The sequence below is a fragment of the Rheinheimera mesophila genome (genome assembly GCF_000986865.1).
Classification (GTDB): Bacteria; Pseudomonadota; Gammaproteobacteria; order Enterobacterales; family Alteromonadaceae; genus Pararheinheimera; species Pararheinheimera mesophila.
Genome location: NZ_LAVS01000030.1, coordinates 1 through 16,166, shown reverse-complemented (window position 1 = coordinate 16,166; position 16,166 = coordinate 1). Strand labels below are relative to the sequence as shown.

At 48.3% G+C, this 16,166-nt stretch carries 15 protein-coding genes and 2 rRNA genes; 11 read left to right on the top strand and 6 right to left on the bottom strand.

Features of this window, described 5'->3' with window-relative positions; translation table 11 throughout:
• Nucleotide 1: 1 nt before the first annotated feature.
• From hemC to cyaY, 4 genes are all read right to left on the bottom strand, one after another.
• On the bottom strand, nucleotides 2–928 hold the full coding sequence (gene hemC / locus SD53_RS10980; protein WP_046520287.1) for a hydroxymethylbilane synthase: 927 nt from the start codon (nucleotides 926–928) through the stop codon (nucleotides 2–4).
• Between the two features lie 186 nt (nucleotides 929–1,114).
• Nucleotides 1,115–1,900: a DUF2914 domain-containing protein gene (locus SD53_RS10975; protein WP_125061007.1), complete on the bottom strand. Its 786-nt coding sequence runs from the start codon at nucleotides 1,898–1,900 to the stop codon at nucleotides 1,115–1,117.
• A gap of 16 nt (nucleotides 1,901–1,916) precedes the next feature.
• The gene (locus SD53_RS10970) at nucleotides 1,917–2,588 is read right to left on the bottom strand and encodes an alpha/beta hydrolase (RefSeq protein ID WP_046520285.1); all 672 of its coding nucleotides are present in this window, start codon (nucleotides 2,586–2,588) and stop codon (nucleotides 1,917–1,919) included.
• A 17-nt stretch (nucleotides 2,589–2,605) separates the two neighbouring features.
• Nucleotides 2,606–2,932 carry an iron donor protein CyaY gene (gene cyaY, locus SD53_RS10965; protein WP_046520284.1) on the bottom strand — a complete coding sequence of 109 codons (327 nt, stop codon included), beginning with the start codon at nucleotides 2,930–2,932 and terminating at the stop codon, nucleotides 2,606–2,608.
• Nucleotides 2,933–3,004: 72 nt separating this feature from the next.
• Between cyaY and lptM the strand changes: the two genes are divergently transcribed.
• From lptM to SD53_RS10915, 11 genes are all read left to right on the top strand, one after another.
• A complete protein-coding gene (lptM, locus tag SD53_RS19015) occupies nucleotides 3,005–3,172 on the top strand; it encodes an LPS translocon maturation chaperone LptM (protein WP_148092662.1) in 168 nt (55 codons plus the stop codon).
• On the top strand, nucleotides 3,172–4,422 hold the full coding sequence (gene lysA, locus SD53_RS10960) for a diaminopimelate decarboxylase (RefSeq protein WP_046520283.1): 1,251 nt from the start codon (nucleotides 3,172–3,174) through the stop codon (nucleotides 4,420–4,422). The genes lptM and lysA overlap by 1 nt, the downstream gene beginning before the upstream one ends.
• Nucleotides 4,423–5,292, top strand: a complete 870-nt coding sequence (gene dapF / locus SD53_RS10955) for a diaminopimelate epimerase (RefSeq protein WP_046520282.1) — start codon at nucleotides 4,423–4,425, stop codon at nucleotides 5,290–5,292.
• On the top strand, nucleotides 5,289–5,954 hold the full coding sequence (locus SD53_RS10950) for a DUF484 family protein (RefSeq protein WP_046520281.1): 666 nt from the start codon (nucleotides 5,289–5,291) through the stop codon (nucleotides 5,952–5,954). The genes dapF and SD53_RS10950 overlap by 4 nt, the downstream gene beginning before the upstream one ends.
• Nucleotides 5,955–6,872, top strand: coding sequence for a tyrosine recombinase XerC (gene xerC, locus SD53_RS10945; RefSeq protein ID WP_366246855.1), 918 nt, complete (start codon nucleotides 5,955–5,957; stop codon nucleotides 6,870–6,872). It abuts the gene before it with no gap.
• A gap of 431 nt (nucleotides 6,873–7,303) precedes the next feature.
• The gene (locus SD53_RS10940) at nucleotides 7,304–7,723 is read left to right on the top strand and encodes an organic hydroperoxide resistance protein (RefSeq protein WP_046520280.1); all 420 of its coding nucleotides are present in this window, start codon (nucleotides 7,304–7,306) and stop codon (nucleotides 7,721–7,723) included.
• Nucleotides 7,724–7,844: 121 nt separating this feature from the next.
• Nucleotides 7,845–8,858: an alpha/beta hydrolase gene (locus SD53_RS10935; protein ID WP_046520279.1), complete on the top strand. Its 1,014-nt coding sequence runs from the start codon at nucleotides 7,845–7,847 to the stop codon at nucleotides 8,856–8,858.
• A 211-nt stretch (nucleotides 8,859–9,069) separates the two neighbouring features.
• Nucleotides 9,070–9,771 (top strand): HAD-IA family hydrolase, encoded by a 702-nt coding sequence (locus SD53_RS10930; protein ID WP_046520278.1) that lies wholly within the window; start codon nucleotides 9,070–9,072, stop codon nucleotides 9,769–9,771.
• Nucleotides 9,772–9,981: 210 nt separating this feature from the next.
• A complete protein-coding gene (uvrD, locus tag SD53_RS10925; RefSeq protein WP_046520277.1) occupies nucleotides 9,982–12,150 on the top strand; it encodes a DNA helicase II in 2,169 nt (722 codons plus the stop codon).
• 3 nt (nucleotides 12,151–12,153) lie between these two features.
• Nucleotides 12,154–14,193 (top strand): GNAT family N-acetyltransferase, encoded by a 2,040-nt coding sequence (locus tag SD53_RS10920; protein WP_046520276.1) that lies wholly within the window; start codon nucleotides 12,154–12,156, stop codon nucleotides 14,191–14,193.
• Between the two features lie 85 nt (nucleotides 14,194–14,278).
• Complete coding sequence (locus SD53_RS10915) at nucleotides 14,279–15,382, top strand: ABC transporter substrate-binding protein (RefSeq protein ID WP_157850018.1); 1,104 nt, start codon at nucleotides 14,279–14,281, stop codon at nucleotides 15,380–15,382.
• Nucleotides 15,383–15,886: 504 nt separating this feature from the next.
• Here SD53_RS10915 and rrf read toward each other — a convergent pair.
• Both rrf and SD53_RS10905 read right to left on the bottom strand, forming a co-directional pair.
• Nucleotides 15,887–16,001, bottom strand: a 5S ribosomal RNA gene (rrf, locus tag SD53_RS10910).
• An 80-nt stretch (nucleotides 16,002–16,081) separates the two neighbouring features.
• A 23S ribosomal RNA gene (locus tag SD53_RS10905) occupies nucleotides 16,082–16,166 on the bottom strand; the annotation flags it as partial.

Here is a 16,166-nt window from a genome sequence, read left to right as displayed (position 1 = left end):
ATCAAGCCTGACGATAGACCGCATCCAAAATGCGATCGGCACCTAAGGCCAGTAATTGCTCAGCCAGTTGAGCGCCCAACTGTTCAGCTTGTGTGGCTTCCCCTTTGATTTCAGAGCGTAAAATTTCAGAGCCATCCAGTTGTCCGACCAAACCACGCAGCCAAAGTTCATTTTGATGTAACACTGCAAAAGCGCCGATAGGTACCTGACATCCGCCCTGCAATTTGCGGTTCATTGCCCGTTCGGCCAGCACACAAATGCGGGTTTCTTTATGCTCCAGTGGAGCTAACAACTGTTGCACAACCAAATCATCACTACGGCATTCAATACCGACCGCACCCTGACCATTGGCAGGTAAACTGGTGCCAACGTCTAAAAAGCTGGCAATACGCCCTGCAAAACCTAAACGTAGTAAACCCGCTGAAGCCAGAATAATGGCGTCAAATTCCCCTGCGTCTAATTTCGCAAGGCGAGTGTTGACATTGCCACGTAAGTCTTTGATCTGCAGGTCGGGTCTTATCGCTTTGATTTGACACTGACGACGTAAACTGGAGGTGCCGATCACAGCGCCCTGCGGTAAATCGGCTAGCTGTTGATAGTGATTAGAGACAAAAGCATCGCGTGGGTCCTCACGCCGGCAAATAGTATGCAGCATCAGTCCTTCAGGAAAATCGACCGGCACATCTTTCATACTGTGCACTGCTATATCAGCACGACCTTCCAGCATGGCCGTTTCCAGCTCTTTAACAAACAACCCTTTGCCACCAATTTTGGCTAATGGCGTATCCAGAATTTTATCGCCCTGTGTCGACATAGGCACCAGCTCAACCTGTAAGCCCGGATGAGCCGCTTCCAGTTCAGCTTTCACAAAATTGGCTTGCCATAAAGCTAACGCACTTTTGCGGGTGGCAATGCGGACGAGGTTCATAGGTACTCCTTAAAACAGCGAAACGTAGCAGCAGCGGAATGATGATAAAGGCTGGTCTGCCTGAAAATGCCACCTAGTATATACCCAAAAGTACAGTAGCGGGCAGGGCTTGCGCCTGCCGAACTACTATTCCAGAGTGAATAGCAAAGTGTCGGGTTCAACCAAGCTTCACCTACCAAGGCTATATCATTGGTAATGAAAGTGATGGCTAAACAATAGGTTTTGTTGTGGATCAAGGATTTCGACCCGCCACTCGCCTTTTTGACTGGCGTCGAATTCTTTTCTGCTGTAGGTACGCCAGTAATCCAGCTTGACCGGCAGTTTAATCCGGGTCATCAGTTTGCCCTCGTAATACCATAAGTGTTCGATGTGCTGACCATTTAAACCTTTGACTTCAGAATACAAAGCCAACTGTGGTATGGCAGAGGCATCAATCCTTTCACCCAAACTGCGGGCTTTGGCTGAAGGCGTTTCATTAGTTAGCAGTACCAGTCTCAGTATGCCGGAATCTGCAGAAAATAATGCTGCCGCACTGTCTTTCTGCACTGCGGCAATGAACGCAGTGTCCGTTGCTGCAGGCGGCGCGATCAAGGCTTGATTAGATGACAACGGCGCTTCCGCCGCTTTTACAGCGTCAGTCGCGGTTATTTCGCTGGCTACAGCTTTATCAGCTTGTGGTTCAGGATTGTGCTGCACAGCGTGCAGCACCAGCTCTGGTGTGGAGACGTCAATAGATTCGGCGGTTATCACCACGGGAGCAGTTTCAGCGAGTGGACTCATCACGGCGTCAGGGGAGTCTACATTTAACCAGCCATACAACAACAAGGCAGCAGCACAGAGTGTCAAAGCAGCACCGGCAATACGACGCCAGTGCCAGTGTTGCTCTGTAATTGGCTCTGGCAAATCAGCAGAAGGCGCTGCAGTAGCGCCCAAACTGACCCGAACCACCAGTTTTTCCTGTGTTGTTGCCACTTTCACTATTCCATTTTTACAGTGCTGGTAATTGCTGTTGAATAAAACGACTGATATCGGCAATTTGTTGTGGGCAAACGCTATGCCCCATACGGTACTCTGACCACTTCACATTAAAACCGGCAAATTTTAACGCATTAAAAGCCGCCTGACCTGCGCTGTAAGGCACCACTTCGTCGTGAGTGCCATGGTTCACCAGTACAGCAGTAGTTTTGTTCGCAGTCGTCATTTCTTCTTTTAACTTGCCCGGCACCGCCATATAAGTGGACAGCGCCATCACACCAGCCAGTTGATAAGGCAAACGTGGCAGCAGGTGTAAGGCAATCACACCACCCTGACTAAAACCTGCCAATAGAATACGACTGGCTGGTATACCCTGTTCAATCAGTTTGTCGATCAGCGCTGTGACCGCAGCGGCAGACTCCCGCACACCGGTTTCGTCTGCTCTGTCGTTTAAATCCCAGGTTTTAATGTCGTACCAACCACGCATCTGCATACCACCGTTGATCGTGATAGGACGCACAGGTGCATGCGGGAACAAAAACCGGATTTTATGGTGTTTGGGCAAACCCAGTTCCGGCACTATAGGTGCAAAACCATCACCTGAATCACCTAAACCATGTAACCAGACCACAGCAGCATCAGCTTGAGCTGCAGGTTTTACATCAACAAAAGGAAGTAACGCCATACCAGTTCTCTTGTCCTTTACTCTGCCTGTGGAGTCAGTTTGACCTGTTGCCCGGATTGTTTACTAAAGGCTTCAGAAATTAAGGCCCAGAACTCAGCGCCCGTTCTGTTATCAATCCAGACACCGTCTTTTAATTCAAAATGATGGCCATTAAATTTAGTCGCCACCCATAGCTGATGCAGTGGCGGCTGTTTATTAATAATCACCTTGCTGCCTTCAGGAAAACTGATACTTAACAAACCACCGTGCGACTCATAATCCAGATCCAGGTCCAATGCTTCTATCGCATCTTCCACTGCAAGCAGCACCTGATCGGTCAGTTCGTCATATTCTACGTCATTCATCGGTTTCACCTGTTTGCTTTTGCTGTTAAGGATGCGATTATAGAGCGCAAAATAATTAATGAAATAAAAACCATGAATACAAAGCGACAAAGACTGGTGTGCATCCTGTTGCTCAGCCAATGGTTACTGGCCTGTGGCCAAAAAGGTCCTTTGACATTACCTCAAACCCCACAACCCAATAAAGCGCAGGCAGAACAAGCTGCGCCAGCCGATCAGCCAGTCGTTTCAAAGGAACAGTAGTGGATTACTTTAATTATCAGAATCAGAACTTATTTGCCGAAGGCGTTGCGTTAGCCGATATTGCCGCAGAATTTGGCACACCGACTTATGTCTATTCCCGTGCCACCATTGAGCGCCACTACAAAGCCTTTGCTGAAGCTGCACCCAGCCGGGATTTACTGGTCTGTTACGCTGTCAAAGCCAATAGCAATATAGCCCTGCTTAACCTTTTGGCCCGACTTGGCAGTGGTTTTGACATAGTGTCTGAAGGTGAATTACGCCGCGTTTTGCAAGCCGGTGGCGATGCAAAAAAGGTTGTGTTCTCCGGTGTAGGCAAGTCTGTCACTGAAATTGAGTTTGCGCTACAAACCGGCATCAAGTGTTTTAACGTCGAATCTATTCCCGAGCTGGAACGTATTCAGCAGGTGGCCAGCCGGTTGAATATCATTGCGCCTATTTCTATCCGGGTGAACCCGGACATCGACGCCAAAACCCATCCTTATATTTCTACCGGCTTAAAAGCCAATAAGTTTGGTATCGACATTAACGATGCGCTCGCCATGTACCAGCAAGCCGATGCCGCTTCGCATTTAAAAGTCTGTGGTGTCGATTGTCATATCGGCTCGCAGCTAACCGAAACCCAGCCGTTTTTAGATGCCTTAGATAAATTACTGGCCTTGATCGACAAATTAGCTGCGGTGGGCATTCATCTCTCTCATATCGATATAGGCGGTGGTTTAGGTGTGCCTTACGATGGCGAAACGCCGCCCCATCCGGCTGAATACGCCGCCAAAGTGGTTGAAAAACTGGCGGCTTACCCACAACTGTCACTGATTTTTGAACCGGGCCGCGCCATTATGGCCAATGCCGGTGTACTGCTGACCAAAGTGGAGTATTTAAAACCGGGGCAGGAAAAGCATTTTGCTATTGTCGATGCAGCGATGAACGACTTGATTCGCCCGGCACTATACAGCGCATGGCAATCCATTATTCCGGTGCAGCAAAAGTCGGATGTCCAGGCGCTGACTTATGATGTAGTAGGTCCGGTCTGTGAAACCGGTGATTTCCTCGGTAAAGACCGCGCTTTAGCCATAGAACCGGGTGATTTACTGGTGGTGCGTTCAGCAGGTGCTTATGGTTTTACCATGAGTTCCAACTACAACAGCAGACCCAGAGCCGCCGAAGTGCTGGTGGATGGTGATCGCAGCTATTTAGTCCGCCAGCGTGAACAATGGCAGGACCTGTGGCGCGGTGAACAGTTGGTACCCTGAATGACCCCAGACAATAAATTTAAAGACCGCAACAACCAGACCTTAGTACATTTCTCCAAAATGCACGGTTTGGGCAATGACTTTATGGTGATAGATGCTGTCAGCCAAAATGTGTTCTTAACCAAAGAACAGATCAAAAAGCTGGCCGACCGTAACTTTGGCGTAGGTTTTGACCAGTTGCTGATGGTGGAACCACCTTATGACCCGGATCTGGATTTTCATTACCGCATCTTTAATGCCGATGGTTCTGAAGTAGAACAATGTGGCAATGGAGCCCGCTGTTTTGCTAAGTTTGTCCGCTATAAAGGCTTGACTAATAAATACAAAATTTCGGTCAGTACTAAATCTGGCAAAATCACTTTGTATGTAGAGCAGGATGGTCAGGTGACGGTGAATATGGGTGTGCCGCAGTTTGATCCGGCTAAAGTGCCTTTTAAAGCACAAAAGCAAGAGCTGAACTATATTTTGCACAGCGAAGACGCCACCACCTTATGTGGTGTGGTATCGATGGGCAATCCGCATGCCGTCATATTGGTCGATGATATTCAGACAGCTCCGGTGCATCAGTGGGGGCCGGTGTTTGAACATCACGAACGCTTCCCTGAGCGCGCCAATATAGGTTTTATGCAGGTGCTGTCGCCTTCTCATGTCAAATTAAGAGTATGGGAACGTGGTGCTGGTGAAACCTTAGCTTGTGGCACAGGCGCATGCGCTGCTGCTGTGGTAGGCCAGATGCAGAAAAAATTACAAACCCAGGTAAGGGTGGATTTACCGGGCGGCTCATTACAGATCCGCTGGCAAGGACCTGGCCAACCCGTCAAAATGACAGGGCCAGCCGAACATGTTTTTGATGGACAATTATTCTTATGAGCGACCTTCCTCTCGATACAGCGCTGGAAAACCCTGAACTGGCCGAAGCCAGCCTGATTGTGGATTATCTGTATGATCATCCTGAATTTTTTCTGCAGCATCCGGAGCTGCTCAGCCGCTTGCGTTTACCGCACCAGCAAAGAGGTGTGGTGTCTTTAGTGGAACGTCAACTGGAACTACAGCGCGAAAAAATCCGCGCGTTAGAAGACGACATTACCCGCCTGATGGGTATAGCCCGCCAGAACGAACAGATTTTTTATGCGCTGAACGATCTGCACTTAGAGTTATTAAAAGCAGCCGATCAAACCGCCTTAATCAGTGCACTGCAGGCCTTTACCACCAAAATGCCACTGGTGCAAAGTTGTGCCTTGGTCGATTTGCAGCAAAACACCGATCAGGTTGCGCAGTTACAGCTGATTTTGCAGCGCCGTTTAAGTGGCAAAAGCTATTATTTTGGCCGGTTAAATCGCGATGAAATGGCCGCCTTATTTGAACCCCATATTCATTCTGTGTCCTTGCAACTGCTCAAGCTGTCTGAAGATCAACAGTTCCTGTTGGCTTTTGGCAGCGACTCAGACGAGCATTTCCAGCCCGGCATGGATACCCTGTTTTTGGACCACTTGGCCAAGCTGGTGTTAGCTGTTTTACCTTCTGCTGTTTAAATGATGGAACTTCAGCCTGAACTCGCTGACTGGCAAGCCGACTTGTCGGCTTTTCTGGCTTATTTAAAGCATGAACGGGGTTATAGCGACAAAACGCTTACCAGCTATCAATTACAGCTTTGTGCTGTCGCCAGCCAGCTTGCAGCACAAGCCAGTCATTGGGTTGAGCTCAGTGAAACTCAGTTACAACTGCATATCTCTTCGTGCCGCAAAAGTCTGAAGGCACGCAGCTTAGCGCTTCGGGTCGCGTCTTTGCGTAGTTTTTACCGTTACCTGGTGCAACAAGGCAAACTAAAAGAAAACCCGGCTACCTATTTACAAGTGCCCAAATTCGACAAACCTTTGCCCAAAAACCTCGACGTGGATCAGGTCAATCATCTGCTGGAGTTTGACACCAGCGACGACGCCCTCGCCTGTCGTGACAAAGCCATTTTAGAATTATTTTACTCCTCAGGTTTACGGCTGGACGAACTGGTCAGCGCCAACCTGCAGGATATTGACTGGTCCGAAGCCTTAATACGGGTGCGCGGCAAAGGTAATAAACAGAGAGTGCTGCCGATAGGCCGGATGGCGATAACAGCTATCAAAGACTGGCTGAAAGTGCGCAGTGCTTATGTCGGCGCAGAGCCGGATGCGTTGTTTTTAAGCAAACAAAAAAACCGCATCAGCCACAGGCAAGTGCAACAACGCGTCAACCTCTGGTCGAAACGTCAGGGTTTGGCCCAGCATTTACATCCGCATATGCTGCGCCACTCCTTCGCCACTCATATGCTCGAATCCAGCTCAGACCTACGCGCCGTGCAGGAACTACTGGGCCACGCCAACCTCAATACCACTCAGGTCTACACCCACCTGGATTTCCAGCAGCTGGCCAAGGTGTATGACAATGCGCATCCAAGGGCGAAGAAGAAGGGGTAAAATCACAGCTTCAGCCAACTCTATGGGCGCCAGATAAAAAACTACACGGCCAGTCTCTCTTATTCAGTGCAAATAATGCATTCCAGCGTACCCGACAACTTTCGCTACAAAACACCATTACCTCGCTTTTCTTGCGTTACATGAGTGCATATAAAAATAAAAAACACATCAAATCATAAGGTTAGTCATTTTTTGCAAAATAATTCAAAATTAAACTTGCGAAATAATAGTTATCGCAATAATATAATCACAAATAGGGTCGAACAGCTAATGCAACAGCAGTAAAACGACCAGATAAAGCAGTACAGATTCGGTCCTAAGGACTGGCAGTAACAGTAGTAAAACCGGGTGAGTTCACACATTTTTTTAAATCAAATAGTTATTGCGATAACACATATCGCAAACAAATAAAATTATCAGAGGAATACATCATGCAAGTACTTTACAAAGCAACAGCCACTTCAACTTCAGGTCGTGACGGTCGTGCAGTCTCTTCAGACGGCGTTTTGGATGTGAAATTAAGCACTCCTAAAGAATTAGGCGGCGCTGGTGGTGCAGCCACTAACCCTGAGCAGTTATTTGCGGCCGGTTACTCCGCCTGTTTCTTAGGCGCCATTAAATATGTCGCTTCACAACAAAAAGTGCTGATTAGTAGCGACGCGAAAATCACGGCTGAAGTGGGTATAGGTCAAATTCCGGGTGGTTTTGGTCTGGATATCGAGCTGCAAATCAGCTTACCGGGCTTGAGCAACGAAGTAGCGCAGGATTTAGTGACTAAGGCGCACCAGGTTTGTCCTTACTCGAATGCAACCCGCGGCAATATTGATGTGCGTTTAGTGATTGTTAGCTAACAGCACTGAACTAAGCCCGATAAACATAACTTTTTTTAGCCAATAACGTATCGCGATAACAGTTAGATGAATAAGATTCCTGTGATCGCGACCCACTAACCGCTGCGGCGAGGAGATTAACATGAACAGATTTCGTAAAATTGTAGGTTTAACCGTGATAGCTTTAGGTATCAACAGTGCATTCGCCGCTGGTGGTCCAGGTGTAGAACAACACACTCAGGGCTTTTTAAATGCACTGGCGCAGGGCGGTGGTACACCTTTAGAGCAACTGTCGCCTAAAGATGCCCGCGCTGTGTTAACTGGCGCTCAGGCCGGCGCCACATTACCTGCTGCGGATGTCAGCGAAAAAATCATCACCATCGATGGCAAGCCATTAAAACTGGTGGTAGTACGTCCAGCAGGCAGCAAAGGTGTATTACCAGCTTTTATGTTCTTCCACGGTGGTGGCTGGGTATTAGGTGATTTCCCAACCCACGAACGTTTAATCCGTGATTTAGTCAGCCGCTCTGGTGCAGCCGCTGTGTATGTGGATTACACCCCATCACCAGAAGCCAAATACCCAACAGCTATTAATCAGGCTTATGCAGCAACCAAATGGGTAGCAGAGCATGGTAAAGAGCTGAACATCGACAGTTCACGTTTGGCCGTTGCCGGTAACAGTGTCGGTGGCAATATGGCGGCAGTCGTCGCGTTAAAAGCCAAAGAGGCTGGTACTCCAAAACTGAAATTCCAGTTGCTTTTATGGCCTGTGACAGACGCGAACTTTGAAAATACATCGTACAACCAGTTTGCCGACGGCTACTTCCTGACCAAAAACATGATGCAGTGGTTCTGGGATAACTACACCACCAACCCTGCAGAGCGTAACGAGATTTATGCCTCACCACTGCGTGCCAGCATAGAGCAGCTAAAAGGTTTACCACCAGCACTGGTACAAACCGCCGCTTTGGATGTCCTGCGTGACGAAGGTGAAGCTTATGCCAACAAACTGGATGCGGCTGGTGTAACTGTCACTTCAGTACGCTACAACGGCATGATCCACGACTTCGGTTTGCTGAATGTGCTAGCCGATGTACCCGGCACTCAGGCTGCACTGGACCAGGCCGGTCAGGCACTGAAAAAACACCTGAACTAAACACTGCTGCTGCGATATTGAGAGCCTCTGGTTGAGGCTCTTTTGCTCAATTGAGTCCGCAGTTCACAGGTGGGCGCCGCCTTGGTGAGCGGTTCACCTGCCACCTCAGGAGTATTATCCAAGCAGTATGGTCAGTATTTATAATCAGCTAGATACAGCACAAATTATTATGAGTACACTGAGTTAATTCATTATCTGCTCCTGAAGATTTATGCGTTTTTACAAAGCCCTGCTGCCTTTTAAGGCGATCTCTTTTGATTTGGACGATACCTTGTATAACAACGGCCCTGTGATTGAGCAGGCTGAACTGGCGATGCAGCAAAAATTACTGCAGTTAGCCCCTCAGCTTGGCTTGATCTCCCCTGAATTCTGGTGGCAAAAACGTAAAGAACAGGCTCAACTTAACCCGGAAGTTCGGCATGATGTCAGCCGCTGGCGCTTACTGTCGTTAGAACAAGGTTTAATGGAGCTGGGCATCGGTCGCTGTGAAGCGGGGGAAACTGCCGAACTGGCTTTTAGCGCTTTTTATACCGCCCGCAGTAATTTAACAGTGCCGGATTCCAGCCATCAGTTGCTCAAAGCCTTAGCAGCACGTTATCCGCTGGTGGCTATTACCAATGGCAATGCCGATTTAACTTTGCTGGGCATTCGTCAGTATTTTCAGCAGGCTTATCATGCCGGCCCCAGCGGTAAAATGAAGCCCTACCCTGATATGTTCCATAAAGCCTGCCAGCAACTAGCGATTAAACCCCATGAACTGCTACATATAGGCGATAACAGCAAAGCTGATGTACGGGGTGCACTGAATGCCGGTTGTCAGGCGGTGTGGCTGAAGCATGAAGCGCATTTTCAAACTGCGGTATTACCGCATCTGCAAATTGATTCGTTGGAACAGTTACAGGCTTTGCTTTAAGCCTCAATCCTATTATCAATAGCTGGGGCAACAAAGCTGTAGGGTGTATACCCAAGTTACTTGAAGATGCAGGGAGGCGACAAGCCAGTGAGACCCCAGGAGCATAATAAACCTATGTGACTGGGGCGAGATGGCGCAGTCAACAAAGCTGCAACTTCAAGGACGACGGGTATATAATGCAGCAAATTTTGCGACAGGTACTGACTGCTAATGGATGTCTCTTTTTTACTGGATGGCTTAAACGATAAACAACGGGACGCGGTAGCCGCTCCTCCTCAGCATATGCTGGTATTAGCCGGTGCCGGTTCGGGCAAAACCCGGGTTTTAGTGCATCGTTTAGCCTGGCTAATGCAGGTGGAACGGGTAGCGCCTTATAGTTTATTGGCTGTGACTTTTACCAATAAAGCTGCACAGGAAATGCGCAACCGTATCGAACAAACCATAGGAGTCAGTTTAAACAATCTGTGGATGGGTACTTTCCACGGTTTATCACACCGCATGTTGCGGGCCCACTATCTGGAAGCAGGCTTACCTCAGGGTTTTCAGATCATCGACTCAGACGATCAATACCGCTTAGTGCGTCGGGTATTAAAAGCGTTGAATTTAGACGAAAAACACTGGCCACCGAAACAAATTCAATGGTTTATCAACGCCCGCAAAGACGAAGGCCAGCGCCCGGGCACTATGGATGCACACGGCGATTTCAGCCTGCAAACCATGATCAAAATTTACGCTGCTTATCAGGAAATGTGTGACCGCTCGGGTTTGGTCGACTTTGCCGAAATTTTACTGCGCAGTTTTGAACTGCTGAAACAACAACCACAAATCCGCGGCCATTATCAGCAGCGTTTCCGCCATATTCTGGTCGACGAGTTTCAGGATACCAACTCTATTCAGTATGAATGGTTAAGGTTACTGGCAGGCACTGAGAGTAAGGTGATGATAGTAGGTGACGACGACCAGTCCATCTACGGCTGGCGTGGCGCGAAAGTGGAAAACATTCAGCAGTTTTTAAGGGACTATCCTGAACCTGTCACTATCCGCCTGGAGCAAAACTACCGTTCTACTGGCACTATTTTAACAGCCGCCAACTCTGTGATTGCGCATAACAGCGACCGTTTAGGCAAAGACCTTTGGACGGACGGCGAACAAGGCGAAGCCATTTCGCTCTACACAGCTTTTAACGAGCTAGACGAAGCCCGTTTTATTGTTGGCCGTATCCGGGAGTGGAAACGTGAGGGCGGCAAGCTGATTGAAGCTGCAGTTTTGTATCGCAACAACGCCCAGTCGCGGGTGCTGGAAGAAGCTTTAATTCAGGACGGTATTAACTACCGTATCTATGGCGGCTTACGTTTCTACGAACGTCAGGAAATTAAAGATGCTTTGGCTTATCTGCGGCTGATTAATAACAGGCAAGATGACGCCGCGCTGGAACGTATTATCAATACCCCGGTGCGTGGTATTGGCGATACCACTATGGACAAAGTGCGGGAAAATGCCCGTTCTTTGCAAATCACCTTATGGCAAAGCCTGCAGCAGATGCTGGCCACTAAACAACTGACTGGCCGCGCCGCTAATGCCATCAGCACCTTTGTGCAGCTGATTGACCAGCTCGAGGCCGACAGCAAAGATTTAAGTCTGGATGAGCAAGCCGATCATGTGATCCAACTGTCTGGCCTGATGGCGATGTATCTGGCCGAAAAAGGCGAAAAAGCCCAAACCAGGGTGGAAAACTTAAACGAACTGGTCAACGCCTGCGCTAACGCTACTTATGTCAATACCGAAGAGATGACGCCATTGGCTGCGTTTTTATCTCAGGCTGCTTTGGAGGCCGGTGAATACCAGGCGGAAGAACATTCAGACGCTGTGCAGCTGATGACCTTACACAGCGCCAAAGGTCTGGAGTTCCCATTGGTATTTATCTGTGGTCTGGAAGAAGGCATGTTTCCAAGCCAGCAAAGTGGCGATGACAGCGAGCGTTTGGAAGAAGAACGCCGCTTATGTTATGTCGGTATGACACGCGCTATGCAGAAGCTGTATTTAACTCATGCCGAAAGCCGCCGTTTGTATGGTCAGGAGCAGTACAACAGACCATCCCGTTTTATCCGTGAAATTCCGGCCGACTGTTTAGAGGAAATCCGCCTGACCACTAATGTCAGCAAGCCGACTCAAATGAACCGTTTTGGTAGTGCCGCCAGCCACAGCGCCTTTGAAAATACCGGTTTTAAACTGGGCCAACGGGTGTTACACGATAAGTTTGGTGAAGGTACTGTACTGAATTATGAAGGCACAGGACCACAATCCCGTATTCAGGTGAACTTTGACGAACTGGGCAGTAAATGGCTGGTGACAGCTTACGCCAGGTTAGAACCGGTTTAAGCCATGACCGACCTGCTGCAGATTATTCGCCAGCAACAACATGCTTATCAAAAGCGTGGCTGGCGTTTACCGATTTGGTTAGCAGGTTCTGAAGCTTACACACAGCAGCAACTTAGTGCTTTAGCGCCTGAAGCTGTGAGTTATTGGTTAGGCCAGCAAGCTCCTGTTGGTTTTAAGTTGTTATCCGCCAAACAAAAGCAGCAATGGCTGGGCACAGAATGTGATGTGTTGGTGGTGGATGCCCGCCATGCTGTGGACTGGGATTTAGTAGCAGCCAGCAGCGGCTGCTTAAAAGCCGGTGGGCTTTGGTTATTTGTTACCAACGAACCCGATCTATGGCGACGACAGCCTAACCCAGCCGCCAAAAGAGTATTACCCTACCCTCTGGATGCAACAACTTATACAGGTTTATTTAAACAGTTTTGGCTAGAGCAAATGCAGGGTGCTGATTGGCTGCAGCTTATTGAAGGGCAACCTGCAGTGGTCCCTGCCTTGCCAGAAGTTATTGATCGACCGCAAGCTGACTTACCTTATCGCACGGCTGAACAACAACAAGCTGTAGCTGCTATCCATAAAGTAGTCACAGGTCACAGACGTCGCCCTTTGGTACTGACTGCTCACCGTGGCCGTGGTAAATCCAGTGCTTTGGGCTTAGCTGCGGCTCAATTAGCGCAACAAGGTAAAACCGATATTCTGCTGACAGGCCCTTCGCCTGTTGCTGTGCAAACTGCATTGTTTATCGCTGCGGATCTATTAAATCAACCCTATTACTCTGGCCAAAATCAGCTATTAAACGGCACTATTCGCTTTGTACCTGTTGATGCTTTACTCTCAACAAAGCAGCAGAACACTGTGATTCTGGTGGATGAAGCTGCGGCAATTCCAACCCCTCAATTACAACAATTGACGGACTTGTATAGCCGTTTGGTGTTCGCGACCACAGAGCACGGCTACGAAGGCACAGGTCGTGGTTTTCAGTTACGCTTCCAGAGTTATTTACAGCAACAGTGCCCTGGTTTTCAAAAACTGCATTTGCATCAGCCGATCCGTTATCAGGCGAACGACCCACTGGAACATCTGATTTTTAAAGGTTTTTTACTGGAGCAAACAGACTCTGTTATTACTGAAATTCAGCAACCACAACTTATCAGCTACCTGGTAAAAGATTTACTGTTGCTCCCTCAAAAACTACAACAAATTTTTAGTTTACTCAGTCTGGCGCATTATCAAACCGATGTGATCGACCTCTGGGCTTTATTGGATAACCCGGCGCTAAAGCTCTATACACTGGAGCAGGATCAGCAGGTCATCGGCTGTGCTTTAATCAGTGTTGAAGGCGAGCTGGATACAACACTGTCCAGCGCGGTAGCCCATGGCAAACGCCGGGTGCAAGGACATTTATTAGCTCAAAGCCTGGCTTTTCATTGTTTACAACCTGAACTGGCGACAGAAAAAATGGCCAGAATTCAGCGTATTGTGGTGCATCCTTCAGTCCAGATGAGGAGGCTTGGCAGTCAGCTATTAAGCGTTGTAGTGGAGGATTTACTGGACCAACAGTATCTGATTGGCAGCAGTTTTGGTGCCAGCTTGGCTTTAGTAAAGTTCTGGCAAAAAGCTGGCTTTTATCCTGTGAAACTCAGCCAACACCATGATCAAGCCAGCAACGAAGTCTCAGTCCTGATGCTGCATGGAGAGCAATTTAAGCCATTACAACAACTGTTTTCCAGACAGTTGTATTGGCAGCTTGCTGATAAACAACGCACTCTGGATCCGGCTTTGGCTTTATTGTGGGCTGAACCTCCTTCTATAGAACTCACACCACAGCAAGTTACTCAACTGCAGTTATTCCAGGCAGAATTGCGTCCTTTTGAACTGATAGAAACCCATCTGTTGTGTTGGTTTAATTTGTTTTATGCCAAAGTGGAGCATGAAACAGCGCTGATGTTAGTACAACGGCTGTGGCAAAAACATGAATGGCAGCAAATGCCAGTGTCTGCGGCAAAACAAAAGCTGCCAGAGCTTTGTAAACTGCTGCATTTATGAGCCAGAACAAGGTTTACTCCGACATTTTCTACTAAACTCTGAGCTATGAACGCTGTAAGAGTACCAATTTATGCCACGACTAAGCATGTCATCTATACGATCAATGCTGTTGTTAGTCTGCGTCTCTACTGCATCTGCACAAGCAGAAACTATTCAACTGGGAATGTCTGTGCCTCTGACTGGCAATGCCAGCGGTATAGGCCAAAGCTATAAAAATGGCGTTGAACTAGCCATTAATCAACTTAACAAAGAGGGTGGCGTTCAGGGTAGCAAAGTACAGTTGCTGGTAAAAGATGACCAATATGAACCTGAGTTAACTGTACGCAATACCAGACAATTTATCTTAGAAAATAATGTTTTGGCCTTATTTGCTTATGTAGGCACGCCAACATCGTCTGCAATTCTACCCTTGCTACAGCATTATCAAATTCCGTTTATAGCTCCTTTTAGCGGTGCCTCTTTATTACGTCAGCCAGAATATAGTTTTATTTATCACTTACGAGCAGGTTATGACGAAGAAACGCAAAGTCAGGTGGAATACCTGCTGCATGACAGTGAAACTCAAGTCGGCTTGTTGTTGCAGGCAGATGAATTTGGCGCTTCTGTTGAGCAAGGTTACCTCAAAGCGTTGCAGCTAAAAGGTATAACACCAATAGTCACAGCACGTTTTCAGCGTAATAGCACAGCAATAGAAGCCGGAGTGTCAGCTTTGATCAAAGCAGGGGCTGAGCTGGTGTTTATGGTAGGCACCTATAAGCCTTTGGCCGAAGCCATCAGTTTTGGTCGGAGTAAAGGTTACAGGCCGCAATATGCAACGGTATCTTTTGCTGGTTTGCAGCAGCTCAGTGCCTTACTGCATAAAGATGACAAAGTCATGGCCACTATGGTGGTGCCTAAGCCTACGGATACAAAGTGGCTTTTAGTACGGGAATACCAAAGATTGATGATTCAACAGGCTACAGATCCTTTATCTGATGTTGGATTAGAAGGTTTTACTGCTGGTACTTTAGTGGCTCAAGCGCTGAAATTATGCACTTTGCCTTTAAAGCGACAGTGTTTGCTGCAGAAATTGCGTGAGCAAAGTTCAGTTTTCGATTTTCCTTTGCTGTTTGATCCGAATAAACAGCAGGCGTCACAGCAGGTATTCAGGGTAAGGGTGACAGATCGGGGTGTTGAGGATGTGATGTAGAGTGCGATCACCAAAGGTATTGCGGAATATTTAAGCCAGATTTGTTCTGAATTTGGGCGCGGTGAACTACATTAGTGCGGGCGGTCATGCGATAGCAGAACCTCTTGTCCGGCCGCTTGCAGAGCGCGCGGCGTGAAACAGGCGTGACGCCAAACTGTTTGCGTCCCGTTTTTCCTGTTTCACCCTGGTGACCGCCTGTGGCAACGCAAATAAAAAACCCCGCTCAGTGAGCGGGGTTCTGTATTTGGGAGCCTGGCGGTGAACTACAGTGCTCGACCCATCCTGGGTCTCGTCCCTGCGGGACCCGCCGTTGGCGGTCCAAATTGGCTCCGGGCTTTTGTATTCCGGGCCTCCTGCCCTCCACCCTTCGGGGCGGCTGCGCCGTTCAAAAACATTCCAGACGTTTTTGTCGCATGGGGGATGCGCTGCTCGAATGGTCCACCACTAAATTCACATAAGCAAAAAGGCCCAGTCGTTAGACTGGGCCCTTTGGCTTATTTGGGAGCCTGGCGGTGAACTACTCTCGCATGGCATCTGCCACACTACCATCGTCGCGGCTGCGTTTCACTTCTGAGTTCGGAATGGATTCAGGTGGTTCCACAGCGCTATTGCCACCAGGCAAAAACTGTTTTTATGTCTTTAACAAGCAAGCTCGATAGAATTCTGTATCACACCACACACAAACACCTTGGGCGTTGTATGGTTAAGCCTCTCGGGCAATTAGTATGAGTTAGCTTAACGTGTCACCACGCTTCCACACCTCACCTATCAACGTTGTGGTCTC

Bases quoted from the DNA above. Each gene is read 5' to 3' on its own strand.
- hemC (WP_046520287.1), bottom strand. From the start codon at position 928: ATGAACCTCGTCCGCATTGCCACCCGCAAAAGTGCGTTAGCTTTATGG.
- SD53_RS10970 (WP_046520285.1), bottom strand. From the start codon at position 2,588: ATGGCGTTACTTCCTTTTGTTGATGTAAAACCTGCAGCTCAAGCTGAT.
- cyaY (WP_046520284.1), bottom strand. From the start codon at position 2,932: ATGAATGACGTAGAATATGACGAACTGACCGATCAGGTGCTGCTTGCA.
- lptM (WP_148092662.1), top strand. From the start codon at position 3,005: ATGAATACAAAGCGACAAAGACTGGTGTGCATCCTGTTGCTCAGCCAA.
- dapF (WP_046520282.1), top strand. From the start codon at position 4,423: ATGACCCCAGACAATAAATTTAAAGACCGCAACAACCAGACCTTAGTA.
- SD53_RS10950 (WP_046520281.1), top strand. From the start codon at position 5,289: ATGAGCGACCTTCCTCTCGATACAGCGCTGGAAAACCCTGAACTGGCC.
- xerC (WP_366246855.1), top strand. From the start codon at position 5,955: ATGATGGAACTTCAGCCTGAACTCGCTGACTGGCAAGCCGACTTGTCG.
- SD53_RS10940 (WP_046520280.1), top strand. From the start codon at position 7,304: ATGCAAGTACTTTACAAAGCAACAGCCACTTCAACTTCAGGTCGTGAC.
- SD53_RS10935 (WP_046520279.1), top strand. From the start codon at position 7,845: ATGAACAGATTTCGTAAAATTGTAGGTTTAACCGTGATAGCTTTAGGT.
- SD53_RS10930 (WP_046520278.1), top strand. From the start codon at position 9,070: ATGCGTTTTTACAAAGCCCTGCTGCCTTTTAAGGCGATCTCTTTTGAT.
- uvrD (WP_046520277.1), top strand. From the start codon at position 9,982: ATGGATGTCTCTTTTTTACTGGATGGCTTAAACGATAAACAACGGGAC.
- SD53_RS10920 (WP_046520276.1), top strand. From the start codon at position 12,154: ATGACCGACCTGCTGCAGATTATTCGCCAGCAACAACATGCTTATCAA.
- SD53_RS10915 (WP_157850018.1), top strand. From the start codon at position 14,279: ATGTCATCTATACGATCAATGCTGTTGTTAGTCTGCGTCTCTACTGCA.